The sequence below is a fragment of the Gottfriedia sp. ABJ_BB2_2 genome, assembly GCF_055484705.1.
This window is the reverse complement of sequence record NZ_JBVFKR010000005.1, coordinates 116,006-139,031: the sequence shown is the minus strand read 5'-3', so window position 1 is coordinate 139,031 and position 23,026 is coordinate 116,006. Positions and strand designations below refer to the sequence as shown.

Here is a 23,026-nt window from a genome sequence, read left to right as displayed (position 1 = left end):
AAAGCAAGAAAAAGCTCGCAAAAAAATACCATGGACTAATGAATGTCCATGGTATTTACTATTAATTATTACATTTTTTCTGGAGCCGCAACACCAACTAAAGATAATGCATTTTGAAGTGTTACTTGAACAGCTTTCATTAATGCAAGACGCGCTTTCGACTTATCTACATTTTCTGCATCAAGTACTTTTTCTGCATTGTAGAAGCTGTGGAAAGTTCCCGCTAATTCAAATACATAGTTTGTAATATGGTGTGGAGAACGTTTTGATGCCGCATGAGAAACAGCAGCTGGGAATTCTCCTAATTTCTTTAATAACTCATACTCTTTTTCAGATGATACAAGTCCATAATCAGCAGAACCATCAAAAACAATACCCATTTCTTCACCTTGGCGAAGGATACTACACACACGAGCGTGTGCGTATTGAGAGTAGTAAACTGGATTTTCATTAGATTTTGATACAGCTAAGTCCATATCAAAGTCTAAGTGCGAATCACAACCACGCATTGCAAAGAAATAACGAGTTGCATCTACGCCTACTTCTTCCATTAAATCACGTAACGTAACAGCTTTACCTGTACGCTTACTCATTTTTACTTTTTCACCGTCTTGGTATAATTGAACCATTTGGATAATTTCAACTTCAAGCGTATCAGCATTATATCCTAAAGCTTGAATTGCTGCTTTCATACGAGGAATATAACCATGGTGGTCAGCTCCAAGTATATCAATTAATTTATCCGCTCCACGTACTAATTTATCACGGTGATAAGCAATATCTGGCGTTAAATATGTGTACGAACCATCACTTTTAATTAATACACGGTCTTTATCGTCACCATATGTTGTTGAACGGAACCAAGTTGCTCCTTCTTCTTCATAAGTTTCACCACGTTCTTTTAAATCTGCAAGAGCCTCTAATACTTTACCATTTTCATATAATGAAGTTTCAGAATACCAAACATCAAATTCTACACGGAAATTACGTAGGTCACGTTGTAATTTTTCCATTTCTAACTTTAGACCGTACTCACGGAAAAATTTATAACGCGCTTCTTCTGGCTCATTTACATAACGATCACCAAATTCACTAGCAAGTGTTTTACCAATTTCAATAATATCAGCACCGTGATAACCATCAGCAGGCATTTCTTTTTCCATGCCAAGTGCTTGCATATAACGTGCTTCTACTGAAAGTGCAAGGTTATTAATTTGGTTTCCAGCATCGTTTATGTAGTATTCACGAGTAACACTATAACCTGCTTTATTTAAAATATTACATAAAGAATCACCAAACGCAGCACCACGAGCATGTCCTAAATGTAAATCACCAGTTGGGTTTGCTGAAACAAACTCTACTAATACCTTCTCACCGTTTCCAAAAGTAGTTTGTCCATAACCTTGTCCCGCTTCGATGATTGTTGGTATTAAATCCGTCAGATAACTATTATCCATATAGAAGTTAATAAAACCAGGTCCAGCTATCTCCACTTTTTTAATACTAGCTTTACTTTGGTCAAAAGCATTTATTAATTCTTCTGCAATCATTCTTGGCGCTTTTTTAGCAACTCGTGCTAATTGCATTGCCATATTCGTTGAAAAGTCTCCATGAGCCTTATCTTTTGGTGTCTCTAATACTACTTGTGGTAATTGATCCTCTGTCGCTAATTCTGCTTTTAATACTGCAGCTTCTATCTCATCTTTTAAACGACTTTTTACTTGTTCTAAAGTATTCATGTCGTAGCCTCCTTTATTGATACTGTAATGTTATATGAACCTGCATTCTCGTCTCCAACAAATAACTTATACCCTAATTGAAGTACACCTTTTAATGGGCCTTCTGATACTAGAAATTGACATTTTTTAGTATATGCTTTCGTGTGGAATACACCTAATTCATTCGAAAATGTACCTTCAGTAGTCTGATTGACTTTGTATAGATGGCGCATTGTAACACCGCCATTTCGAATGATTGTTACTTCACCTTTACCGATTTTCATCGTAGCTTTTACTTTTCGGTCCTCATGATTTTCATCAAATAGCAAGTATGTAAGATCATCTTTTTTATAGTATAGACCATTTGCTTGAAAACTGATCTTTTCACGTCCACTTGGATCTTTAATCAATGTCTCAAAATCAATTGAAACAGGAATTCCTATCTGTTCTTTCACTTTTACACGTCCTTTTCCACTGAACGTAACGAATCACATCCAAAAATCATCTTTTCCCATTTTAGCATAATCTATTAAAAAAAATAAAATAGGGAGAAAAAAAATATTGAAAAATATACTTTCTATTTCATTACATAAAAAAAGGCATCTATTAGATACCTTTTTCTGTGAAAAAATTTAGATTCTCAAATACTAGTCTTTCGCTGATGAACCCCAAGCTACTCTTAAGATTTTTGTTAGAAATTAATGGGCTGACTCAGCTTTATCGATATGAATTAAATGTTTCTTATTCATAAATAGGAAGAGAACTGAAAGTAAAACGAAACATCCACCTACATAGAACGGAACATGTGGATTGAACCATTCAGCTAGTTTACCTGCTAAATAAGGAGCAATTGCACCACCAATAAAACGTAGGAAACTATATGCTGCCGACGCTGTTGACCTTTCAACTGGTGCTGCTTGCATAACTGCTGTTGTGATTAATGTATTGTTATTACCTAAAAATGCACCTGCTATGATTACACTAAAAATGATAACGTTACTTGTTTCAGTTCCTATGCCCATTATGATTAATGTAATAGCGAATAAAGTTAACATTGCATACATCGATTTAAGTGTACCGAATTTCTGTTGCAGTTTTGGTGCCATAAAAACTGATGTAATCGCTAGTAATAGTCCCCATCCTAAAAATACATAACCAAGACCATGTTCATCTAACCCCATAAAGAAGGGTGAGAATGCCAACAGTGTAAAGAATCCGAAATTATATAAAAATGCTGTAATCCCTAATGTTAAAAGTGATCTATGTTTTAATGCTCGGAAAGGATCAAGAAAAGAGGTTTTTTTGGTATTTTTTGTGACTTCTGTTTTAGGCATCATAAATAAAAGAAATAAAAATGCAATGATCATTAAACAAGCTACACCATAAAATGGTCCTCTCCAAGAGATAGACCCAAGTTCTCCACCTAATAATGGTCCTACAGAAATACCAAGACCGATTGCTGTTTCATATAAAATAATTGATTGTGCTACACCTGATCTAGATAAGGAAACAATTGCCGATAGTGCAGTGGCTACGAATAAAGCATTACCTAATCCCCAACCTCCACGTAACCAAACTAATTCCCAAATACTATTTGAATTACCACCTAGCCCTGCGAAAACAGCGATAATAATAATTCCTAAAAGAAGTGACCATTTTATTCCTATTCGAGAAGATATAAAACCTGTAATTAACATAGCAAAAGCCATTACTAAGTTGTAGCTTGTAAACAACAATGTCACATCACTATGTGAAGCATGCATTTTTTCTGCAATTGCAGGCAATATTGGGTCAACTAAGCCTATGCCCATAAAAGCAATAATACAAGCAAAACCTACTGCCCATATCGCCTTTGGTTGGTCTAAAAGACTAGATTTTTGTTTCGATTCTGTCTTTAAGTTCTTACTCTGTGCCAAATTTGACATAACGTTCTCCATCCCCCATATTTTTTATTTATCTAACGCTTTAAGAATCCTCTGATACATATCATTCATATTGTTACGAATGTCGTTCATCTTCTTAAGCTTTTCATCAATCATGGATAATTGCTTAGATAATATAGGCTCGATCTCAATCAGCTTTTCCCTTATTTTTTCATCATCTAATGTTTCCTTTGCTGCGCGATATTCTAGACGTCGTTCTTCGAAAGTATCACTTATTGAAATATACTCCTGTACCTCCTGCAAAGAAAATCCAAGCACATCACGCACATTTATAATCTGTTTCAATCGTTCAATATGCTGATCTGTATATAAGCGAAAACCACCTTCACTTCTTTCTGGCGGAGGAATCAATCCAATTTCTTCGTAATATCGAATCGCTCGCTTTGTTAATCCACATTCTTTTGCAACATCATCAATTTTATATTGCATAACCTAATCCTCCCTTCTCAAATTAATCATTCTTAAATTCATCACTTTACTATATTACTCCAAATATAACGTTAACGTCAATGTTAACTTTGTACAGTTTTTCTATTGTTATCTTTCTACAAAATACCGGTTTTACTAAAAAGAATTAAAAAATATAGTGACTTAGTTAGATTGCCATCCAAACAAAAAAGCGATCTCTCGTTCATTATTGAACGAAAAACCGCTTTACTTTATCTTTATATTATTTAACCCATCCTAATAACATTTCGCGAATGAATTTACTTGCTGCAACTTGAGTTTGTTCAGCGTGATCATATACTGGAGCTACCTCTACTAAGTCCGCACCAACTACATTAATATCACTGTTTGCAATCGCTAAGATGCTATCGATCATTTCTTTTGATGTAATACCACCAGCTTCAAGTGTTCCTGTACCAGGAGCGTGAGCCGGATCAAGTACATCGATGTCAATCGTTACATATACTGGACGACCAGCAAGTGTTGGTAGAACCTTTTTCAAAGGTTCAAGAACTTCAAATTTAAATAAGTTCATTCCCACTTCTTTAGCCCACTCAAACTCTTCCTTCATACCTGAACGGATTCCGAAAGAATAAACATTCGTTGGTCCAATTAAATTACAAACCTTTTTAATTGGTGTTGAATGAGATAATGGTTCACCCTCATATGAATCACGTAAATCAGTATGTGCATCAAAATGAATGATTGCTAAATCTGGGTATTTTTTATACATTGCTTTCATTACAGGCCAAGAAACAAGATGCTCCCCACCTAAACCTAGAGGGAATTTTCCTTGTGCTAATAAACCATCAATGTAGTCTTCTATCATATCAAGACTTCTTTGTGCATTACCGAATGGTAGTGGAATATCTCCTGCATCAAAATATTTCACTTCTTCAAGTTCTTTATCTTGATACGGACTATATTCTTCTAAACCAATTGATACTTCACGAATACGTGCAGGACCAAAACGAGAGCCTGGACGAAAGCTTACAGTCCAATCCATTGGCATGCCATAGATAACCGCTTTACTTTCTTCAAAGCTTGGGTGACTCTTTATAAATACATTTCCTGAATATGCCTCATCAAAACGCATAAGACAGCCCCCTTATTTCGTAAGATCAGCTACAAATTTTGGTAGAACAAACGCTGCTTTGTGTAGCTCTTTTGTATAATATTTTGTCTCAATATCAAAGAAACGATTCTCTTCTACTTCAAGTGGATCATGTTTTTTCGAACCAATTGTAAATGTCCACATTCCACTTGGGTATGTTGGGATGTTTGCAATGTATAAACGTGTAATTGGGAAGATTTCTCTTACATCACGTTGTACTTGTGTAATTAATTCAGGTGTGAACCAAGGGTTGTCCGTTTGAGCAACGAAGATACCATCTTCTTTTAATGCTTTAGAAATACCAGCATAGAAACCTTTTGTAAATAAGTTTACAGCTGGTCCAACTGGCTCAGTTGAATCAACCATGATTACATCATATACGTTTTCACTGTTAGCGATATGCATAAATCCATCGTCTACCTTCACTTCAACACGTGGATCTTCTAATTTTCCAGCAATTTCTGGTAAGTAAATTTTAGAGTATTCAATTACTTTCCCATCGATTTCAACTAAAGTAGCTTTTTTTACACTTGGGTGCTTTAATACTTCACGGATTACACCACCATCGCCTCCACCAACAACTAAAACGTTCTCTGGGTTTGGGTGAGTAAATAAAGGTACGTGAGCAACCATTTCATGATATACAAACTCATCTTTTTGAGTTGTCATTACCATACCGTCTAAAATAAGCATGTTACCAAATTCTTCAGTCTCTACCATGTCAAGCTTCTGAAACTCAGTTTGCTCTGTATGTAAAGTTTTATTAATTTTAGCAGTAATTCCAAAGTTTTTTGTTTGTTTTTCAGTAAACCATAATTCCATTTAATGCATCTACCCTTCTTTATCAAGATTTAGTTTGAAACATAACACAGTAGTTTTTATCTAGTTGATTATGTTTCGTATTATCCCCACTCTTCCTAATTCCTATCGGATTTGTGCTGTTACGACTTTTTTTGCCGTACAAAAGAAAAGTATAGAGTAAATTCGATGAAATGCAAGATTTTTAAGGCTATTTATTGATATTTTTTCTTAAGAAAAAACAAATGTTCCTCGTATAAATAATCTCGTAATCTACCATACTATGAATATGACCAGTAACCGATTAAAAAGGAGGGGACAAAATGCAAACAATCACCTATTCGTATCACTGGCGTTTCTTGCAAAAGATAGGGATTCTATTAACTGTCATTTCCCTTTTAGGTAGCATTTTTTTTACTAGTGTTTACTTTATCGCTAGCCTTACTACCAAACCCTCATTATTTATTGAATCTAATTCTAACTTTTATGATTTTAATCATACGTTAATTGGAAAAACGCAATTACTACAGAATAGAAAGACTTTAAAAATAACAGATGTTCCCCCAATTGTTATTAGCACAGTTTTAGTCTCAGAAGATCGTCAATTTTTTCACCACCATGGATTTGATGTAAAACGTATGGCATCGGCTGTGCTGATTAATATTTCAAAAGGTTCCTATGCCCAAGGTGCTAGTACTATAACTCAGCAATTAGCAAAGAACCTCTATTTATCACAAGAGAAAACATTAAGTAGAAAATTAAAAGAAGCATTTATTACGATGAAGCTAGAGTCATCATACGATAAAGAGAAATTATTAGAAGCTTATTTAAATACAATTTATTTTGGCCATGATGTTTACGGTTTAGAAACTGCTGCGAATACTTATTTAGGAAAAGAAAGTAAGCAACTCTCTATTGCTGAAGCGACTTTTCTATTAAGTATTCCTGCCAACCCTTCAACATATGATCCATATGCACATCTATCATCTGTTAAAAAACGTCAAGGGCGTATTTTATCAGCACTTGAACAAAATGGTGTAATTGATAAAAAAACAGTAAATCAGGCGATTGAGGAGACAATTGAACTTAAACCGATTAACCATTCAACTAATTTACTGTTCACTTCCTATTTTCAACAAAGTGTACTAAAAGAACTCTCAACAAATCTTGGACATTCAATCAATAATAATGGCAGTTCAATTTATACAACCTTTGATGCTTCTATTCAGAAAAAAGTTGAAAGTAGCTTTGAGAAGTTTATTAAACCGATTCCTAATTTACAAGCTAGTGTCATTGTATTAGATAGTCAGTCAGGAGAAGTAAAAAGTATGATTGGCGGACGCGAGCATGGTCAGCTTTTATTTAATCGTGCAACTACTGCTAAAAGACAATTAGGTAGCACGATTAAACCGATTTTATACTATAGTGCTCTTGTAAACGGCTTTACGCCCTCTACCAAATTAAAAAGTGAACCAACAGTGTTTAAGTTTGAGGATGGTGCAAAATATAGTCCCAAAAATAGTGGTGATCTATATGCCAATGATTCAATAACACTAGCAAAAGCCATTGCGGTTTCTGATAACATCTATGCTGTAAAAACACAACAAGCGATCGGAACAGATGAATTTATGAAAACTCAAGACTTATTTCATTTACCAAAACCAACTAAGGAAGTTCCTTCACTTTCACTTGGAACACAGGAGGCAACATTGCTTGATATTACAAGAGCATATGCAATGATTGCTAATGGTGGTAAAGATGTATCGCCGCATTTTGTAAAAGAGGTTAGATCTAAGTCAGGAAATTTAATTTACCAACCAACAAAAAACAGGAAACAAGTCTTAAAAAAAGAAGAAACAATGATTCTTAAACAATTGATGAATGGAATGTTTAATACTACATTTTCTAGCTATCTACCTGTAACAGGAACTGTTATTTTACCGGAGTTATCTAAAGATTATTATGGTAAAACTGGAACTACAAAAACAGATAACTGGATGGTAGGCTTCGATTCAAAATATGTTGTTGGAGTATGGGTTGGATATGATCATTCGAAAAACTTATCAGAGGATGAGAAAAATGTAGCTAAACAAATGTGGGCATCAGTTATGAATGTCTTGCCTGATGAAAAAATAAAATCGACAATTCCTAAGAATCTAGTAAAGGCTTCAATAGATGAAAAAACAGGTCTTTTATATAAAGACGGTTGCAGTGGAAAGGTTACCTTGTATTATCTTAAAAATACGCAACCAAAAAATAGTTGTATGAAGAAAGTATCGTTAAAAAAAGTCAAAAAACCATGGTATTCACAGTACTTACCATAAAAAACAAAAGACCTCACCAAATTGGTAAGGTCTTTTGTTTGTCCTAGTCCTAGCTTTGTCCAAGCTATTAATAGTTTACTGTATTTAGTCATAAATGTAAAAAGATTATTCGACGTTTTCAGTAATTTTTTTTATATTATTTTCCAATTAAAATTTACAATAGTAGACTATCCTAACAGTTCGGTTTTTAATTGTTCTGAAGAATTGTTCCACATCTCTTCATTATGCGTTTTCAAGAAACCGGCTAATAATTTACGAGACTTTTCATCCATATGTTCTACCATTATTTTACGTTTCATTGCCTTATCCATCTTATTCACATGGTCAGGAAGTAATTTATACCCTCTTCTAGCTTCGCGGTCAACAGTCATATAACAACCTGTCACTCCAGCATAATATGGGCCATTTTCATTGCGCTCAGTGGCTACCCACACTAACCAATATGGCTTACCGTTTGGAACTTCTTCTTCATTTGTTAGGAATTTAATTCCTTTTTCTACCGAACTACGTGCATGCATTGCCCCTACATCAACGAAAACATCGTCCTCATTAATATCGATGAAGACTGGAGAAACGTTCTCTAAGCTAATTGCACCAACGCCAAATCCTCCATGTCCGCTCGTTGAGTCATTCTTTAAAATATTAAATCCTAGTGATTTCTTTTTTGGTTGTTGTTCAGCCATCTCTCTACCTCCTAAAATTCATTACATAAATAAAGGTGCAACAATTGAACTCATCCAATGGAATACTGAAGGTATTGCTACACTAAAAATAGGTTGAATCGTATATTGATCTAAAGGAGTTAAAACTAAAATAAGAAAAATAAAAGCTCCATATTGTTCGTATTGACTCATTACTGCACGTACATTGTTTGGCACTAGATCCTCAATAATGCGATAACCATCAAGTGGTGGAAGTGGAATTAGATTAAATACAAACAAGACAATGTTCATTTGAATGAACATATTAAAAAATGTACTTAATGTAGTCACTAAAGCATCAGGAAATGAATCAAACACTCTGAACTTTATTAAACATAAGAAGACTATTAATCCTAATGTAGCTAACAGTAAATTACTAATCGGGCCAGCTACTGTTGTTAATATACTAGCTATTCTTGGATGTTTAAAATTGTTACGGTTAACAGGCACTGGTCTTGCCCAACCAAAACCTAAAATTAAAATTGCGATTGTTCCGAATAGATCTAAGTGTTTCAGTGGCGAAAGTGTTAACCTCCCCTGTCTTTGAGCAGTGCTATCACCAAACTTATATGCCACATATGCATGTGCGAATTCGTGAACTGATAAAGAAATCGCAAAAACTAATAATACTAATGGTAACTCGTGTAACGGATATCGAAAAAATGTTTCCATTATTAACTCCTCTCAGTAAATGGTAAGTTTTATCTCTTTATTAAAATATTTTAATGTTTTATTATGTATTGTTCAATGAGAATTGATTTAATTCGTTACGATACCAAGCATTGAGTTATAATATAAATGACAAATAGAAGGAGGTCTAAATTATGCCATATGTAACAGTAAAAATGCTAGAAGGTCGCACTGAAGAACAAAAGAAAGCATTAGTCGAAAAAGTAACTTCTGCGGTAAGCGAGACAACAGGTGCTCCAGTAGAAAAAGTTGTTGTTTTTATCGAAGAAATGTCTAAAAACCACTACGCGGTTGCTGGCAAAAGACTTAGTGACGAATAGTACATCTTAATTACATACAGTAAAAGAAAAACGGAAGGACAAATTTCTTCCGTTTTCTTTTTTTATATTATCTACTTTTTGTCCCTGCAATTTCTTCTATGATCTCAATTATTTTCTTTCTTGTCTCATCAGGTTCATTATAGATTAAATCATGAGGGTAGTATAACTTAGAATCTGATAGTTTTTTGCCCGTTATACCATCTACCAATTCGGACTTACGTGAAATCTCTTTTAACTCTCCATTCGGGAATAGTAATAAGATTGGCTTCTTCCCATCTTCCTCACCGTATCTAAAGTAATCATAAGCCTCGTCCGAAATTGTATCCTTTACTAAATAATAGTCAGGGTTAACTCCTATTTTCAAAAACAAATGGTGTAGCTCAATCAGTTTTTCTGAATGAATTTGATCTTGAAAATCTACATATTTAAACAAATGACGATTTAAGAAACGCTGACATAAATCACTTAATATTTCATCAGACTCTTCTTGCCATACCTGGAAGTAATACAGTAAAACAGATTCATCTAGTTTTAAGTATTCATCTAATTCAACGTTTCCTTCAAATAAATTACCAAAGTGAACAGGAACATAGTTAAAATGATAGCCTGTTTCATTTAAATACTTTGCACGCTGTAGGATTTTAAGTAAGATTGCTTCTGCACTTCTGGAAACTGGATGGAAATAAACCTGCCAATACATTTGGAAACGACTAATTAAATAATGCTCAACTGCATGCATCCCAGACTTTTTGATCACAATACCATCTGGACGAGGTCTCATAACCCTTAAAATGCGTTCCATATCAAAGTTTCCATAACTTACACCAGTGTAATAAGCATCCCTTAATAAGTAATCCATTCGATCAGCATCGATTTGACTTGATATCATACTTGTCACTAGTTTATTGGTTGATGTTTTTTCTATGATCTCAGAAACTTGTTTTGGAAAGTCCACTCCAACTCTTTGTAAAATGCTATTTATCTCCGTAGAACCTTCAATCATTTCTCTTGTCATTTCTTCATGATCTAAATTAAATATTTTTTCAAACGTATGTGAAAAAGGGCCATGGCCAACATCATGTAACAAGCCCGCACAAAGCGCTAACAAACGATCTTCTTCACTCCACTCAGGTCTTCCGGAGAATACATCATCAACCATTCGTCTAATAATTTCATACACACCTAACGAATGAGAAAATCGACTATGCTCTGCTCCATGAAAAGTAAGATATGTAGTACCTAGCTGTTTTATTCTTCGTAGTCTTTGGAATTCCTTCGTTCCGATTAAATCCCAAATCACTTGATCCCTGACGTGGATATAACGATGAACTGGATCTTTAAAAACCTTTTCTTCATATAGCTTCTGAAAACGATAAGACATATGTTGGCCCCCCTTCAATCTCTACTTAAGATTTGCGTGGAATAACACCTTCCACTTTTATCCATTATAACAGATGTATATGAAAAAACGCTCCTTGCGATGAAGGAACGTTTAATTCTTACCTAGTTTTGATTTTATCTTTACAATCAATTCGTCTTCATTTGGTGCTGATAATGGACGATTATTGACAAAGCAAAATGACTTTTTACGTCCAGGTCCACAATATGATTGGCAACCTACTTGTATTTCTGCATCTTCATCTATTCTTTTTAAGCGAGGGACTAGTGTTTTAATATTAGTCGCCTGGCAATCGTCACATATTCTAAATTCATTTGACATGTTTTACAATCCCTTCTGTTCCTTATTGAACATACTAAGCAGTATTTTACTCGTTCCAAAAAAGACATGCAAGTATTCGCTTCAAATTGCACTCAAATAGTATTCTACTATTTTTTGTATAGTTTTCTATTTTTTTGTCCAAACTTCTATTAATCAGCTAAGAAATTATTTACTTTGCATAACTATTAAAGAAAGTTGAGGGGAATTTCTATGATGAAATTAAGACAAGATGCTTGGACTGAAGAGAACGATTTGTTATTGGCAGAAACCGTTTTAAGGCATGTCCGAGAAGGTAGTACCCAGTTAAATGCATTTGAGGAAGTTGGCGATATTCTAGAACGCACTTCCGCTGCATGTGGTTTCCGTTGGAATGCAGTAGTCCGTTATAATTATGAAAAAGCACTTCAATTGGCAAAAAAATTCCGTAAAGAAAAACTTCGCCACGCTAAAGGTGAAGACGCGAAAAAGAAATTACTCTATACACCTTCTGAATCTAGTTATATACAAACTGATGTATCTAGTAATTTTGATCGTTATTTAAATGATGAACAAGATTTAGAGTTTGGCGTCGAAATTGACCAAGAGTTTGGTTCTTTCGTTGAAACAAATACACTTAATGATGTAAGTCATGAGTCAACTGATGATGAAGTATCGCAATCAGAGGTTGTATCGAATGTACCAACTGTTTCAAAACCATATTCAAATCAAGTACCATCTTATAACACGAGAAAAGATTCAATTACTATGTTTGATGTTATTCAGTTTTTACAAAGTCTCTCTAGCAATCAAATCGGTAGTGATCGCTTAATTCGTGAAAACGAGCAATTAAAACGAGAGATTCTCCTATTACAAGAGCGTAATACACAATTACAGAGACAAGTAGAAAAATTAGAAAAAGATGCAACTACTGTTCAAGAAGACTATGAAACAATGATGAAAATCATGAATCGAGCTAGAAAATTAGTATTATTTGAAGAGGAAGAGAAACCAGCAGCAACATCTTTTAGAATGGATAAGAACGGAAATTTAGAAAAAATTGCTGAATAGAATGTCTACCTTCTATTAAGTTAACTAGACTCTCATAAATAGAGGATACTATGAACTACCATAATCATAGTCCCTCTATTTTTTTGCTGTTAGTTGCCATTTGAATCAGAAATCAAAAAGGAGGAATTCTAATACTAGAATCCCTCCAATAATTATTATTCACCTAAAAATGATTTTTTAAAGAATTCTAGTTGCTTATCAAGTGTTACTGGATCACTAAATGAAGCACCGTTTCCTTCCATTTCATAAACATGGTTGTTTTTAACAGCTGGAATGTTTTTATATGTGTTTGTTTTTTGGAATGAGATATCTGCGCCTGCATACTTACTGATGATTACATAGTCTCCAGCATATTCAGGAAGAACTTCTGCTGAAACTGTGTAATAGCCATCTTTTAATGCCATTTCTTTTACTTTTTCAGGCATTTTTAAATTCATCGCTTGATATAGAATTTCTGTTCCACGTGCCCAGTTATTACCGAAAACGTATAATTGTTTATCAAAAGCTTCAAAAACAGTTACTGTAGCGTCTTCACCAATTTTAGCACGAATCTCTTCGCCAGCTTTTTCAGATCTTTCTTTGAAGTCATCTACCCAAGCTTGAGCTTCCTTCTCTTTGTTTAATAGCTTACCAATTTCAACGTGTTGACTTAAATAATCAAGTTTACCCCATGTATAAGTAACAGTTGGAGCAATTTCTTTTAATTTATCAAGATTTTTAATGTTTGATAATCCAATGATTAGATCCGGATCTAGTTCAATGATTTTTTCTAAGTTTTCATCAGATACTTCTGCAACGTCTTTCATCTCTTCAGTAAAAGTAGGATTATTTTTTGACCAAACATCTACACCTACTACATTTACACCTAATGATAAAACATTACCTGTAAAACCTGATAATAGGATAACACGCTTAGGATTTGAAGGAACTTCCACTGGACCAGTTTCTGATTCATATGTAAACGTCTTTGGCTCTTCTTTTTTAGCATTTTCTTTCTTTTCCGAACTGTTATTACTACATGCACTAATCACTAGCATTAAGATCAGTACTAATGGGAATAAAACTTTTTTCATTTTGTATTTCTCCTTTGATAGTTTATTGACAATAAATATATTCTGTTTGTTCGTAGAAAATTTTTTCTATTCCTCAACGAACTTGAAAACAATATAATGCAAATCATGAGACAAATTTCCACACGAATGGATATTTTAAAAATAGGATTTTAACCAATTAACATTCTTTGAAGAAAAAGGTAAAATCGTTTGCATGAACTAAAATCATTTGAAAATTTCCATTTAGAAAAAAAAGTCTAATTGATAATGATTCTTATTATCGTATTAACTATAAATTGGATGATACTGGGTTGTCAATCATTATTTTTGTAATTACATTAACATCATTCTGATTCTATTATGTTGATATAGGATTTTTTTATTTGTTATGATTCATGTTAAAATAGAAATCAAACGTAAAAAGCAAGGGGCTTACTCAATGAATCAACACTTAGAACGATTAAAGCAAAATGAAATACGTTTTATAGATGGATCGACCTTGGGACCTTCTTTTAAAGCCATTCAATCTTTTGCATTAGATGATACAATTTGTACGAAGATTGGAAAACAAGAGTCTCCTACAACAGTTCGTACATGGGTCCATCATCACACGATTGTACTTGGTATACAGGATACTAGATTGCCAAACCTATCAAATGGAATTAAGTTCTTGAATGAACAAGGTTATAAAGCTATTGTCAGAAACTCTGGTGGACTAGCAGTTGTGTTAGATGAAGGTGTACTTAATATTTCCATTCTTTTTCCCGAAGTCGAACGCAAGCTACAAATAAATGACGGCTATGAAACGATGTATGCCCTTATTCAAGATATGTTTAAAGATTTAACAAATGGAATTGAAGCTAAGGAAATTGTAGGTTCATATTGCCCAGGGGATTATGACTTAAGTATAGATGGTAAAAAATTTGCTGGTATTTCACAACGTAGAATTCGTAAAGGTGTCGCAGTACAAATCTACTTATGTATAAATGAAAGTGGCTCAAAACGAGCATCAATTATTAAGGACTTTTATGAAATCGCGATAAACAATAAAGAAACGAACTTTAAATACCCAAACATCAATCCTAATACAATGGCCTCTCTCTCCGAATTGTTATCAATTAATCTTTCAGTTTCTGAGGTTATGAAAAGACTTCTTCAATCGCTAATCAGTTTAACACCAACAATTATAACGAACTCGCTACAAGGCGATGAGATAGATTTATATAATCACAATTTACAACGTATGATTGATCGTAATGAGGAATTAGAATCGTTACAAATGAATTTTGAACAATAAAAAAAGAGTACCCATGGGGTACTCTTTTTTTTATAATGCTTGTGCTGCAGTAATAATTGATAGTTTATATACGTCTTCGCTATTACAGCCACGAGATAAATCATTTACCGGCATATTTAGACCTTGTAAAATTGGACCAATTGCTTCAAAGTTACCTAGACGTTGAGCAATTTTGTATCCGATATTTCCAGCTTCTAAGCTTGGGAAAATAAATGTATTTGCATCACCTTGAATAACTGATTCAGGCGCCTTACTTTTAGCAACAGAAGGAACAAATGCTGCATCAAATTGAAACTCACCATCTAAAGTCAATTCAGGTGCTAATTCTTTTGCAATCCTTACTGCTTCAGCTACCTTTTCTGTTTCAGGAGATTTAGCTGATCCCTTTGTTGAGAAGCTTAACATTGCAATTTTAGGATCAATATCGAATAATTTAGCAGTTTTTGCACTCTCTACTGCTATCTCAGCTAAATCTTGACTATTAGGAGCAATATTAATCGCACAGTCTGCAAACACATACTTTTCATCTTCACGAACCATGATGAATACACCTGAAGTTTTTGATACACCTTGCTTCGTCTTAATTATTTGAAGAGCTGGACGTACAGTATCCGCAGTAGAGTGTGTTGCACCACTAACTAAACCATTTGCTTTGTTTAAGTATACTAGCATTGTTCCAAAATAGTTTGGATCTAATAATGCTTTACGTGCTTGTTCCTCAGTCGATTTTCCTTTACGACGTTCAACGAATGAAGCAACAAGCTCTTCCATATTTTCATATGTACGTGGATCTAAAATCTCTACTCCTTCTAGTGCTAATCCTAAATCACTTGCTTTCGCTTTTACGCTATCAACCTCACCAATTAAAATCGGTTTTAATACATTTTCTTTTGCAAGACGATCAGCAGCTGATAAGATTCTTTCATCAGTTCCCTCTGGTAAAACAATCGAAACCCCTTTGCCTGCTACTTTTTGTTTGATTCCTTCAAATAAATTACTCATTGTGACCTCCATATTTTTTCGGTTATTTATATGTACAATATAAGAATAAAACCTTTTTACAATAATGAAAAATATAAAATTCGGATTAAAGCGCTCTCATTTAAAATAAGTTTATTCCTAATTTTCTAACTAAATTTGACCACTGTATAATTTTGTATGTTTTTACAAAATACTTTTAATTGTAGTATGCTATATAAAAGAAAATCAATTCGATAACGTTTGGGGGATTTTAAAATGAGTGAAGCTGCAAAAACTTTAGATGGCTGGTATTGCTTACATGACTTTAGAAGTATGGATTGGCATTCTTTTAAACAACTAAGCAGTGACGAGCGCCAAGTAGCAATCGCAGAATTTCAACAAGTATTTTCAAAATGGAATCATGTAGCTGATTCTGGTGAGGGTAGCCACGCAATTTATAATATTTTAGGTCAGAAAGCTGACATTATGTTTATGGTTTTACGTCCAACAATGGATGAATTATTACATATTGAAACAGAAATTAATAAAACAACTCTTTCTCAATTTATGATTCCAACATATTCATACGTTTCTGTAGTTGAGTTAAGTAACTATTTAAGCGAAGAAGATGGAGATCCATATCAAAATCCTCATGTACGCTCTAGACTTTACCCAGCTTTACCAAAAGCACAATATGTATGTTTCTACCCTATGGATAAAAAACGTGAAGGTGAAGATAACTGGTACATGCTTCCATCTGGAGCTCGTAAAGACATGATGTATAGCCATGGTAAAATCGGTCGAGGGTACGCTGGAAAAGTTAAACAAATTATTACTGGTTCAGTTGGATTCGACGATTACGAATGGGGAGTAACTTTATTCTCTGAAGATGTACTACAATTCAAGAAACTTATTTACGAAATGCGCTTTGATGAAGTAAGTGCACGTTACGGCGTGTTCGGCTCATTCTTCGTAGGTACTATCCTTAAAGAAGACGCATTTGCAAAATACTTATATGTTTAATTGAAAAGTGGAGGCAACTCGCCCTGCCCCGACAAGCATAAGGCGAGAACATATAAAGATTGCTTTTTAATCTTTATATGGCATTGACTTATGACCTCGAGGGGCAAGTCGCCGGAACTAGACATAAAGAAAAGTGGAGGCAACTCGCTAAGCTAACAACTGGAACAATACAATAGAAAAGCGGAAGGCGTTCTTCCAAAAAAAAACTTCTCTAACTGAGAAGTTTTTTTATTTTGCATTTGGAAAAGATGTCATATGTTCTTCCTAATTTTAATATAGTTACAGTAGTGAACGAACCATTTAGTCCTCGCTTTCCGATCTTCTATGAATATACACGATTTATTATTCGGATGAGGAGGCTTTTTATGGCAGTTATTCGTCATACAGAACAAGAGGTTTTATTATTGGCCAGATTAATGCGTGCTGAAGCTGAGGGTGAAGGAAAAGAAGGCATGCTGATGGTGGGAAATGTCTGTGTTAATAGGGTATTATGCGATTGCTTAGATTTTAAAAAACTTAGAAGTATCACTGATATGGTGTATCAAAGTCCTGGTGGATTCGAAGCTGTACAAAAGTCATATTTTTATCAGCGCGCTCGTGACCAAGATATCGAAATGGCAAGAAGAGTTATAGCAGGACAGCGTTTTTGGCCTGCGAATTTCTGTTTATGGTTCTTTGAACCTTCAGGATCATGTCCACCAACATGGTACAACCAAAAATTAGCTGGAAGATTTAAGGCGCATTGTTTTTATCAACCAAGCCCTCAAGATTGTCCAAAAGTCTTTTAGTAATGAATTAAAGCCTATATTAAGGAGGTTTTTTCTTTGAGTAATCCTTTCGAATATTATCAAAATATTTATCGCGCAACACAACCTGCTCCACAACAAGGACAACAAACGGGGCAAGGACAAGGGCAAGGATTTGCAGCTCCATCTGGTGGTATGATTACACAACAAGGTCAAGTTGTAGCCTCACCATCAGCGTTTGAACAATCATATGTAGAAAATATCCTTAGACACAATCGGGGGAAAATTGCTACGGTTTATATGACTTTCACAGGTAATCAACAGCAAGTTTTCGTCGGGTATGTAATGGGTGCAGGTCGAGACCACATTGTACTTAGAGATGTAAATTCAAACAAAACGTTTATCTTACTTACAATTTACTTAGATTACGTTACATTTGATGAACAAATAGGTCTACCTTACGAACTTTAAAAAAAAGTGTTCAATATAGTGCATAACGCACTTTTATTGAACACTTTTTTTATTTCATCACTGCAATTCCTACTAAAATCCAAGCGATTAAAAATGATAAGCCACCCAAAGGTGTAATGGCACCAAGGATTTTAATACCAGAGATACTTAATATGTACAAGCTTCCTGAGAATAACAGTATACCAATGACTGATAACCAACCAGCCCAAGTTAATTGCGGAGTTGATCCATATTTATCAATTAATAATCCAATTATGAATAGTCCTCCCGTTTGAAACATTTGATACTGGACGGCTTTTTGCCAAATTTGAAGTGATCTTTCAGAAATCTTCCCTTCAAGTCCATGAGCCCCGAATGCTCCTAATGCAATCGATACAAATGCAGATATACTACCTAATAAGAAAAATAGCTTCATATCTTACTTTATCCCCCTACTATTTAAAAATCTAATAATGATCCACCTTGCTCAGACTCATCATATTTAGGCATCACAGCCATTTGAGTTTGAATAGGTTGACTAGGAATTGATTGAACAATATTACTACTGCTTAAATGACTAGAAACTTCTATTCTACCTTCTTCTTCAAGCATTAACTCGCATAAAGCGCGAATACTAGCTATACGTTCACGAAATTGTCCTGGCTTTTGCGTATTTGCCTTTGCCTTTAGCAATTCATTTTCAATTTGCTGAATTACTTTTTCTACACTAATATTCAGATAAATCACCACCAAGCTTTTTTAGAACAATCCAATAAAGTTTATTATACTATGCCTTTTTTCTGAAAGCGAATACGAACCAAAATAACCACTATTATAATTGAACAGTGGTATACTAAGATAATTAATTTTTAGGAGGTAAAACATTGGAATATAAAATGATTGTATTAGACATTGATGACACGCTCTTAACAGATGAACATATTATTTCTCCCCGCACAAAAGAGGCTTTGCTTAAAGCCCAAGATATGGGCGTAAAAGTTGTTCTTGCTTCCGGGAGACCGACCTTCGCAATGCATAAATTGGCTGAAGATCTTTTATTACATGAATACGGAAGCTATGTTCTTTCTTTTAACGGAGGCATCATTACCGACTATCGCACTAAGAATAATGTATATGAATGTACATTAACGAAAGAACAAGCACATGAACTTTATGAACTTAGTAAAAAACATGATGTATTTGTTCATACATATGTTGAGAATGATATTATCACTGAAAAAGGTAATCAATATACAGATATTGAAGGACAACTTACTGGAATGGCTATAAAGGAAGTAAATAGTTTTACAGAGCATGTGCAAAACGACGTTGTTAAACTTCTAATGTTAGAAGACCCTGAAAAGTTAGTAAAGGTTGAAAAAATACTACAACAAGAACTTGAAGGTAAAATTAGCGTAATGCGCTCAAAGCCTTTTTTCTTAGAACTTACAAATAATGAAGTGGACAAAGGTAAAAGTTTGAATCACCTTATTAAAATTCTAGGAATTCGACAAGACGAAGTGATTGCAATAGGTGATGGCTACAATGATCTTCCGATGATTAAATTTGCTGGTCTTGGTGTAGCAATGGGAAATGCAGCAGATGAAATTAAACAACAAGCTGATTATGTAACTTCATCTAACAATGAAGATGGCGTAGCAAAAGTAGTTGAGAAATTTATATTCGAAAACATAAAATCGCCAATTTAACTTAATTAAAAAGGTTGTCCAGAGGACAACCTTTTTTGTAGTAACGGTGTAAAATTAGATTTTCAGACTGTTTGAAAGATTTTCTATAGCCTTCTTTTTCATTTAACCGTCCAATTAATCGGTTCCATTTCAAATTCGACAAGCTTTTCGTTAATTTTTGAAAACGGCTTACTCCCAAAGAAGCCCCTACTAGCTGATAACGGACTAGGGTGATGGGATTTTAAAACAAAATGATGATCACTTGTTAAAAGTTTCTCTTTTGCCTGAGCGTGTTTACCCCATAGAACGAAAATTATCGGTTTTTCATGTTTATTTAATTCGGTTAAAATTTGGTCAGTAAAAATTTCCCAACCTTTATTCTTATGAGAATTCGGCTCACTATCTCGTACAGTAAGCACAGTATTTAATAATAATACACCTTGTTTTGCCCAACTTTTCAAGTAGCCTTCTTTCGGTATTTCGAGACCTAAATCATGCTGTAGCTCCTTATATATATTTCTTAAAGAAGGAGGAATTTTCACACCCGGTAAAACAGAAAAACTTAAACCGTGTGCCTGCCCTTCCTGATGGTAAGGGTCTTGTCCGAGAATTACTACCTTACATTTATCAAATGAACATTCATTTAATGCCTGAAAAACATGTTCTTTAACTGGATAAACCCTTTTCTCGCTATATTCTACTTCAATAAATTCTATTAATTCTTTAAAGTAAGGTTTACTAAATTCATTATTTAATATTTCTCTCCAATCTGAAGACAATTGAAACAAAGAAATACCACCTTTCATGACGAAATTTCCCGAGAAATAAGTCAATGATTCAATTTTTGTTGAAACGTGTAGATTAATACCATATTTGAATAAACATTATGGCTAATGCTATTTGAAATCCTACAATCAATAAAGCGTACAAAGATAGTGTTTTTCCTTGTTGTAAAATATACTTTATGTTTACGTTTAATCCAATTGCTGCTAAAGCGATAATTTCTAATAGATGACTAGATTGATTAGAAACGCTCGAAAACCAGCTTGGTAATGCACCTATACTATATAACGCACACAATCCTGCAAAGCCAATTACATACCATGGAAATTTCACTTTTATTTTTTCACTAGAGCGGTCAGTAATGGTTCTTCGTTTTCTATTCGATAAAATAATGACTACTGCAACTAAGAAAATAACCCTAACTAGTTTAAATATAGTCGCATAATTTTTCACGTCATCATTTACTAAACTTCCGCTCGCAACAACTTGTCCAACAGATTGCAAAGTGCTGCCCAATAATGCTGCTGTAGGCAATGTTTCAGAGTGATATAAAAACGCAGCAATAAGTGGTAGGATAAACATTAAAACTGTTCCCATCAAATTGACAATCGTTACTGCCAATCCTTTTTCTTCATCCGTTGCATGTATAGCCGGTGCAGTGGCACCTATTGCTGATGAACCACATACGGCATTACCACTAGCCATTAAATAGCTAAAGTTAACTCCAAAGCCTAGTTTTTTACCCATCCAAATTGTAAAAATTAAAACTAGCGTCATCTGGATTACAATCATCAATAATCCTTTAATCCCTAATAAGTTAATCATCTGAACGCTAATTGTTGCGCCAAGTAAGCATATAGATATTTCTAACAAAGTGCTTTCCGCAAACTTTCTTCCAATTTGATATTTTGATTTAACTCCAAATGTGTTACCGATTATTAAACCAATTAAAATCGAAAAAGTTGCTGCACCAATTGGCATGATAAATGATAATGCTTGACTAATGCTTGCAATCAAAAGGCAAAGTATAATCCCTGGTAAAACACTATTCATTTTCCCCATTATTTCTCTCCAAGTTTTGCCTTAATTTTATGTTCTTTTTCTTCCTTTATCTAAACATGAAAAAAGAAATTCGACAAGATTCTAGTCGAATTTCCTAATTTCTACCACAGCTCTACACCTCATCATAGTTTGATACTTCTATAATATAATGAGGTCTTCTTTTTGTTTCGAAATACGTTTTACCAACATACTCACCAATAACACCAGTAATAAGTAACTGTGTACCACCAAAGAGCATAATGATATTCGAAATGGTGTATAGGCCTGGAATTCTCACACCAATAAATAGCACTTTAAAACTCATCATAATGAAGAATATTAGGCTAAGAATAATCAGCATTAGACCAAGCTTTGTTAAAAATCTTAATGGTTTTGTGTGATAACTAAGAATATATTCGACACTGTTTTTTACTACATCGAATCTCTTTGTTTCAGACTCCTTAATCATTACACGAGAAGTTACTTCATACTCAATGGTTTTTATTTTATAGCCAATCCATTTAAACATACCTTTAGCATAACGATTTGTTTCTGGCATGCTTAATATAGCATTTACCGCTTTTCTGCTTAACAAGCGGAATTGAGCATCATTTTGAAGCAAATCTGGATCTATAAATTTACTAATAAATTTTTCGCCAATACTTCTTTTTGCTTTTTTCATGACTCCATTTTCTAATTTTCTTTTTGCGACTACTTGATGGAACCCTTTTTTATATTCATCAACCATTTCAGGAATCATATTTGCTGGATGATTAAAACTACCATCCATTAGTATAACCGCATCGCCTTTTGCATGTTCAAAACCTGCACAAATAGAACCTTCTCTACCAAAATAGCGACTAAAAGAAATAAATTTCATATGGCCACTATGATTTGCAATCACTTGAAGAGCAAGTAATGTATCATCCTCGCTTCCATCATTAATGTAAATCATTTCATAATCGTCACGAAGTAGTTTTAAAGTGTTCGATAAATTCACATGGAATTTTTCTAAACTTTCTCCAACATTATGACAGTAAATTACCACTGATACCTTCATTTAAAAACACCTACTTATCAAAAACTATTACAATTTAACTCCCACTTATGTTATAGCACATACTGGCAAGATTCAATGAATTTCTCTTCTCCGTCATTATCAAA

The 23,026-nt window shown here is 34.0% G+C and carries 25 protein-coding genes; 8 read left to right on the top strand and 17 right to left on the bottom strand.

The window, feature by feature from the left end; all coding sequences use genetic code 11:
* Positions 1 to 68: 68 nt before the first annotated feature.
* From argS to speE, 6 genes are all read right to left on the bottom strand, one after another.
* On the bottom strand, positions 69 to 1,739 hold the full coding sequence (argS, locus tag ACX6U0_RS13205) for an arginine--tRNA ligase (RefSeq protein WP_464960382.1): 1,671 nt from the start codon (positions 1,737 to 1,739) through the stop codon (positions 69 to 71).
* Positions 1,736 to 2,173, bottom strand: coding sequence for a YwiB family protein (locus tag ACX6U0_RS13200; protein ID WP_464960381.1), 438 nt, complete (start codon positions 2,171 to 2,173; stop codon positions 1,736 to 1,738). The genes argS and ACX6U0_RS13200 overlap by 4 nt, the downstream gene beginning before the upstream one ends.
* A gap of 243 nt (positions 2,174 to 2,416) precedes the next feature.
* Complete coding sequence (locus tag ACX6U0_RS13195; protein WP_464960380.1) at positions 2,417 to 3,643, bottom strand: MFS transporter; 1,227 nt, start codon at positions 3,641 to 3,643, stop codon at positions 2,417 to 2,419.
* Between the two features lie 24 nt (positions 3,644 to 3,667).
* Positions 3,668 to 4,090 (bottom strand): MerR family transcriptional regulator, encoded by a 423-nt coding sequence (locus tag ACX6U0_RS13190; protein ID WP_464960379.1) that lies wholly within the window; start codon positions 4,088 to 4,090, stop codon positions 3,668 to 3,670.
* 241 nt (positions 4,091 to 4,331) lie between these two features.
* Positions 4,332 to 5,204, bottom strand: coding sequence for an agmatinase (gene speB, locus ACX6U0_RS13185; protein ID WP_088001479.1), 873 nt, complete (start codon positions 5,202 to 5,204; stop codon positions 4,332 to 4,334).
* A gap of 12 nt (positions 5,205 to 5,216) precedes the next feature.
* Positions 5,217 to 6,044, bottom strand: coding sequence for a spermidine synthase (gene speE, locus ACX6U0_RS13180; RefSeq protein ID WP_025671010.1), 828 nt, complete (start codon positions 6,042 to 6,044; stop codon positions 5,217 to 5,219).
* Between the two features lie 299 nt (positions 6,045 to 6,343).
* On the opposite strand from speE, the gene ACX6U0_RS13175 reads away from it, so the two are divergent.
* Complete coding sequence (locus tag ACX6U0_RS13175; protein ID WP_464960378.1) at positions 6,344 to 8,344, top strand: transglycosylase domain-containing protein; 2,001 nt, start codon at positions 6,344 to 6,346, stop codon at positions 8,342 to 8,344.
* A 167-nt stretch (positions 8,345 to 8,511) separates the two neighbouring features.
* On the opposite strand, the gene ACX6U0_RS13170 is transcribed toward ACX6U0_RS13175, so the two are convergent.
* Entirely contained in the window at positions 8,512 to 9,027 is a 516-nt protein-coding gene (locus tag ACX6U0_RS13170; RefSeq protein ID WP_464960377.1) for a YwhD family protein, read from the bottom strand.
* 21 nt (positions 9,028 to 9,048) lie between these two features.
* Positions 9,049 to 9,717, bottom strand: coding sequence for a site-2 protease family protein (locus ACX6U0_RS13165; protein WP_464960376.1), 669 nt, complete (start codon positions 9,715 to 9,717; stop codon positions 9,049 to 9,051).
* A gap of 152 nt (positions 9,718 to 9,869) precedes the next feature.
* Here ACX6U0_RS13165 and ACX6U0_RS13160 point away from each other — a divergent pair, with 152 nt between their 5' ends.
* Positions 9,870 to 10,055, top strand: a complete 186-nt coding sequence (locus ACX6U0_RS13160) for a 2-hydroxymuconate tautomerase (RefSeq protein WP_088001489.1) — start codon at positions 9,870 to 9,872, stop codon at positions 10,053 to 10,055.
* Positions 10,056 to 10,122: 67 nt separating this feature from the next.
* On the opposite strand, the gene ACX6U0_RS13155 is transcribed toward ACX6U0_RS13160, so the two are convergent.
* Positions 10,123 to 11,436 carry an HD domain-containing protein gene (locus tag ACX6U0_RS13155; RefSeq protein ID WP_464960375.1) on the bottom strand — a complete coding sequence of 438 codons (1,314 nt, stop codon included), beginning with the start codon at positions 11,434 to 11,436 and terminating at the stop codon, positions 10,123 to 10,125.
* Positions 11,437 to 11,547: 111 nt separating this feature from the next.
* Positions 11,548 to 11,775 carry a YuzB family protein gene (locus ACX6U0_RS13150; RefSeq protein ID WP_088001493.1) on the bottom strand — a complete coding sequence of 76 codons (228 nt, stop codon included), beginning with the start codon at positions 11,773 to 11,775 and terminating at the stop codon, positions 11,548 to 11,550.
* A 213-nt stretch (positions 11,776 to 11,988) separates the two neighbouring features.
* On the opposite strand from ACX6U0_RS13150, the gene ACX6U0_RS13145 reads away from it, so the two are divergent.
* Positions 11,989 to 12,822 (top strand): RsfA family transcriptional regulator, encoded by an 834-nt coding sequence (locus ACX6U0_RS13145; RefSeq protein WP_464960524.1) that lies wholly within the window; start codon positions 11,989 to 11,991, stop codon positions 12,820 to 12,822.
* Positions 12,823 to 12,977: 155 nt separating this feature from the next.
* Here the strand turns inward: ACX6U0_RS13145 and ACX6U0_RS13140 are convergent, their stop codons facing one another.
* Positions 12,978 to 13,895, bottom strand: a complete 918-nt coding sequence (locus ACX6U0_RS13140) for an iron-hydroxamate ABC transporter substrate-binding protein (RefSeq protein WP_464960374.1) — start codon at positions 13,893 to 13,895, stop codon at positions 12,978 to 12,980.
* A gap of 418 nt (positions 13,896 to 14,313) precedes the next feature.
* Between ACX6U0_RS13140 and lipL the strand changes: the two genes are divergently transcribed.
* Positions 14,314 to 15,171, top strand: a complete 858-nt coding sequence (gene lipL / locus ACX6U0_RS13135; RefSeq protein WP_464960373.1) for an octanoyl-[GcvH]:protein N-octanoyltransferase — start codon at positions 14,314 to 14,316, stop codon at positions 15,169 to 15,171.
* 30 nt (positions 15,172 to 15,201) lie between these two features.
* Here lipL and pta read toward each other — a convergent pair whose 3' ends face one another.
* Positions 15,202 to 16,173, bottom strand: a complete 972-nt coding sequence (gene pta, locus ACX6U0_RS13130) for a phosphate acetyltransferase (protein WP_464960372.1) — start codon at positions 16,171 to 16,173, stop codon at positions 15,202 to 15,204.
* A 234-nt stretch (positions 16,174 to 16,407) separates the two neighbouring features.
* Here pta and hemQ point away from each other — a divergent pair, with 234 nt between their 5' ends.
* The 3 genes from hemQ (at position 16,408) to gerQ (ending at position 18,371) form a co-directional block, all read left to right on the top strand.
* Complete coding sequence (gene hemQ, locus ACX6U0_RS13125; RefSeq protein WP_464960371.1) at positions 16,408 to 17,154, top strand: hydrogen peroxide-dependent heme synthase; 747 nt, start codon at positions 16,408 to 16,410, stop codon at positions 17,152 to 17,154.
* A 365-nt stretch (positions 17,155 to 17,519) separates the two neighbouring features.
* On the top strand, positions 17,520 to 17,942 hold the full coding sequence (locus tag ACX6U0_RS13120; protein ID WP_464960370.1) for a cell wall hydrolase: 423 nt from the start codon (positions 17,520 to 17,522) through the stop codon (positions 17,940 to 17,942).
* Positions 17,943 to 17,978: 36 nt separating this feature from the next.
* On the top strand, positions 17,979 to 18,371 hold the full coding sequence (gene gerQ, locus ACX6U0_RS13115) for a spore coat protein GerQ (protein ID WP_464960369.1): 393 nt from the start codon (positions 17,979 to 17,981) through the stop codon (positions 18,369 to 18,371).
* Between the two features lie 49 nt (positions 18,372 to 18,420).
* Here the strand turns inward: gerQ and ACX6U0_RS13110 are convergent, their stop codons facing one another.
* Entirely contained in the window at positions 18,421 to 18,786 is a 366-nt protein-coding gene (locus ACX6U0_RS13110; protein WP_464960368.1) for a DUF423 domain-containing protein, read from the bottom strand.
* 23 nt (positions 18,787 to 18,809) lie between these two features.
* The gene (locus ACX6U0_RS13105; RefSeq protein WP_464960367.1) at positions 18,810 to 19,097 is read right to left on the bottom strand and encodes a YwdI family protein; all 288 of its coding nucleotides are present in this window, start codon (positions 19,095 to 19,097) and stop codon (positions 18,810 to 18,812) included.
* 137 nt (positions 19,098 to 19,234) lie between these two features.
* Here ACX6U0_RS13105 and ACX6U0_RS13100 point away from each other — a divergent pair, with 137 nt between their 5' ends.
* Positions 19,235 to 20,059: a Cof-type HAD-IIB family hydrolase gene (locus tag ACX6U0_RS13100; protein ID WP_464960366.1), complete on the top strand. Its 825-nt coding sequence runs from the start codon at positions 19,235 to 19,237 to the stop codon at positions 20,057 to 20,059.
* Between the two features lie 98 nt (positions 20,060 to 20,157).
* Here ACX6U0_RS13100 and ACX6U0_RS13095 read toward each other — a convergent pair whose 3' ends face one another.
* From ACX6U0_RS13095 to ACX6U0_RS13085, 3 genes are all read right to left on the bottom strand, one after another.
* Positions 20,158 to 20,826: a uracil-DNA glycosylase gene (locus ACX6U0_RS13095; protein WP_464960365.1), complete on the bottom strand. Its 669-nt coding sequence runs from the start codon at positions 20,824 to 20,826 to the stop codon at positions 20,158 to 20,160.
* A 73-nt stretch (positions 20,827 to 20,899) separates the two neighbouring features.
* Positions 20,900 to 21,883, bottom strand: a complete 984-nt coding sequence (locus ACX6U0_RS13090) for a YeiH family protein (RefSeq protein WP_464960364.1) — start codon at positions 21,881 to 21,883, stop codon at positions 20,900 to 20,902.
* A gap of 112 nt (positions 21,884 to 21,995) precedes the next feature.
* The gene (locus tag ACX6U0_RS13085) at positions 21,996 to 22,922 is read right to left on the bottom strand and encodes a glycosyltransferase family 2 protein (protein ID WP_464960363.1); all 927 of its coding nucleotides are present in this window, start codon (positions 22,920 to 22,922) and stop codon (positions 21,996 to 21,998) included.
* Between the last annotated feature and the right edge of the window lie 104 nt (positions 22,923 to 23,026).

Bases quoted from the DNA above. Each gene is read 5' to 3' on its own strand.
- argS (WP_464960382.1), bottom strand. From the start codon at position 1,739: ATGAATACTTTAGAACAAGTAAAAAGTCGTTTAAAAGATGAGATAGAA.
- ACX6U0_RS13195 (WP_464960380.1), bottom strand. From the start codon at position 3,643: ATGTCAAATTTGGCACAGAGTAAGAACTTAAAGACAGAATCGAAACAA.
- ACX6U0_RS13190 (WP_464960379.1), bottom strand. From the start codon at position 4,090: ATGCAATATAAAATTGATGATGTTGCAAAAGAATGTGGATTAACAAAG.
- speB (WP_088001479.1), bottom strand. From the start codon at position 5,204: ATGCGTTTTGATGAGGCATATTCAGGAAATGTATTTATAAAGAGTCAC.
- speE (WP_025671010.1), bottom strand. From the start codon at position 6,044: ATGGAATTATGGTTTACTGAAAAACAAACAAAAAACTTTGGAATTACT.
- ACX6U0_RS13175 (WP_464960378.1), top strand. From the start codon at position 6,344: ATGCAAACAATCACCTATTCGTATCACTGGCGTTTCTTGCAAAAGATA.
- ACX6U0_RS13170 (WP_464960377.1), bottom strand. From the start codon at position 9,027: ATGGCTGAACAACAACCAAAAAAGAAATCACTAGGATTTAATATTTTA.
- ACX6U0_RS13165 (WP_464960376.1), bottom strand. From the start codon at position 9,717: ATGGAAACATTTTTTCGATATCCGTTACACGAGTTACCATTAGTATTA.
- ACX6U0_RS13160 (WP_088001489.1), top strand. From the start codon at position 9,870: ATGCCATATGTAACAGTAAAAATGCTAGAAGGTCGCACTGAAGAACAA.
- ACX6U0_RS13155 (WP_464960375.1), bottom strand. From the start codon at position 11,436: ATGTCTTATCGTTTTCAGAAGCTATATGAAGAAAAGGTTTTTAAAGAT.
- ACX6U0_RS13150 (WP_088001493.1), bottom strand. From the start codon at position 11,775: ATGTCAAATGAATTTAGAATATGTGACGATTGCCAGGCGACTAATATT.
- ACX6U0_RS13145 (WP_464960524.1), top strand. From the start codon at position 11,989: ATGAAATTAAGACAAGATGCTTGGACTGAAGAGAACGATTTGTTATTG.
- ACX6U0_RS13140 (WP_464960374.1), bottom strand. From the start codon at position 13,895: ATGAAAAAAGTTTTATTCCCATTAGTACTGATCTTAATGCTAGTGATT.
- lipL (WP_464960373.1), top strand. From the start codon at position 14,314: ATGAATCAACACTTAGAACGATTAAAGCAAAATGAAATACGTTTTATA.
- pta (WP_464960372.1), bottom strand. From the start codon at position 16,173: ATGAGTAATTTATTTGAAGGAATCAAACAAAAAGTAGCAGGCAAAGGG.
- hemQ (WP_464960371.1), top strand. From the start codon at position 16,408: ATGAGTGAAGCTGCAAAAACTTTAGATGGCTGGTATTGCTTACATGAC.
- ACX6U0_RS13120 (WP_464960370.1), top strand. From the start codon at position 17,520: ATGGCAGTTATTCGTCATACAGAACAAGAGGTTTTATTATTGGCCAGA.
- ACX6U0_RS13110 (WP_464960368.1), bottom strand. From the start codon at position 18,786: ATGAAGCTATTTTTCTTATTAGGTAGTATATCTGCATTTGTATCGATT.
- ACX6U0_RS13090 (WP_464960364.1), bottom strand. From the start codon at position 21,883: ATGGGGAAAATGAATAGTGTTTTACCAGGGATTATACTTTGCCTTTTG.
- ACX6U0_RS13085 (WP_464960363.1), bottom strand. From the start codon at position 22,922: ATGAAGGTATCAGTGGTAATTTACTGTCATAATGTTGGAGAAAGTTTA.